This window comes from Promicromonospora kroppenstedtii DSM 19349 (genome assembly GCF_000515355.1).
GTDB classification, from domain to species: Bacteria; Actinomycetota; Actinomycetes; order Actinomycetales; family Cellulomonadaceae; genus Promicromonospora; species Promicromonospora kroppenstedtii.
Window position 1 is genome coordinate 24,635 of record NZ_KI911577.1, and the last position, 1,378, is coordinate 26,012.

The 1,378-nt window shown below is 67.9% G+C and carries 2 protein-coding genes; both read right to left on the reverse strand.

The genetic code is table 11. From position 1 onward, the window contains the following. A partial coding sequence (locus PROKR_RS33465; RefSeq protein ID WP_211239991.1) for a hypothetical protein occupies positions 1 to 371 on the reverse strand: 371 nt, incomplete at its 3' end. 559 nt (positions 372 to 930) lie between these two features. Beyond that, the gene (locus PROKR_RS38050; protein WP_157601814.1) at positions 931 to 1,215 is read right to left on the reverse strand and encodes an HNH endonuclease; all 285 of its coding nucleotides are present in this window, start codon (positions 1,213 to 1,215) and stop codon (positions 931 to 933) included. Positions 1,216 to 1,378: the final 163 nt, after the last annotated feature.

Consider the following 1,378-nt stretch of genomic DNA (forward strand, 5'->3'; position numbering starts at 1 on the left):
TCGTCGGCAGGATCGCGGCGAAGGTGGTCCTCGGAGAGCTCCTGTGCCTCGTCGAGGATCAGGAGGTCGGCGGAGAAGCCACGGCCCGAGTTCTTCGAGCGGGCGAAGAACTTGATCGTGCGGCCGTCGAAGGAGAGCGACTCCTGAGCGTTGGCCGTCTTGACGACGAGCCGCCGGTCTGCTCTGCCTTCCGGAGCGCCGGGTGAGACCGGCACAGGGGAGAGGATGCGGTCGAAGCCGTTCTTCGCCGTCTTGAACTCGTGTGCCGAGTGGACGAGGAGCTTCGCGTCGGGGAAGGCGCCGAGGACGGAAGCCCAGCTCGATCGCCTCGATGATGGCGCCTTTTGCCGTTCTGGCGAGGGATCGAGCAAGCGACGCGGGGCTCTTCCACATCCCGCCCATGGTCACGCTGAGGGCGTCGCGGAGTACCTCGATCTGCCAGTCGTCGAGCGTGAGCCCAACCGTCGCCGTGCGCTTCGCGATGTCGTCAGCGATCATCCCGCGGCGCGCGGCGCCCACTTAAGACGCGGGGCCGAGGAGGTCGTCGAGTTCATCGTCGCCCTCCTTGTCCATCTCGGCGAGCTCGGCCAGGACCGCCTGAAGGCGGTTGGGCGAAGCGGGGGCGTTGGTCGCGGGGGGCGTGTCGGTCTGGTCGAGCGCGTCCGCGAGGTAGTCGCGGAGGGCTTCGAGGGACGCGCGGTGGGAGCCGCCGGAGACGGCCGCGGAGAGGCGTGGGGCGGCTCACAGGGCACTCCTCTAGGCGTATCTGAGGCTCACTCGGCCGAGGTGTAAAACCCCAGGTCAGAGGCCTAACTGTGGATGTGAGATCGTGGGGAGAGAAACGCCGTATGCCAAGAGACGACGTGCAGGCCACCCCGAGGGGTCATCCCCCAGGGGGCCGTATCGATGCCTGGGCGGGCCGTGAGCGGCCTACCAGCGTCGGGTGGTGGGGAGCCGCGTCTCGTGTCTGCCGTCGTTCCTGCGGCTGTTACAGCGCCTGTGAGCAGGCTTCAGCGGGCCCGTGATGTGCCCGCCGCGTGCCAGTGGCGTTACGTGGTCGGCAGTGAAGGCCATCGCGTCGAGGTGGTGCAAGGACCAGTCGAAGGGTTGACCGCACAGCCAACAAGGCGTGCCGTGCTTACGAGTGCGCGCCTTCAGGGCAGCGCGTGCGTTGCGGTACGACATGAGGTCGCGCCGAGGATCAGCGTTACCCATGTCAGCGCACCTGCTCAGGTGCGTGCGTGGGGCACAGTGCGACTACCTCGTCGGCGTCGTCCTTGCCTACGTACGGGGCAGGCATGCCACACACGGCCCTGCCCTGTGTGCGGCCATGCACCTGTACCCGTCACGCCGGAGCACGCGGATACGCACGTAGGGC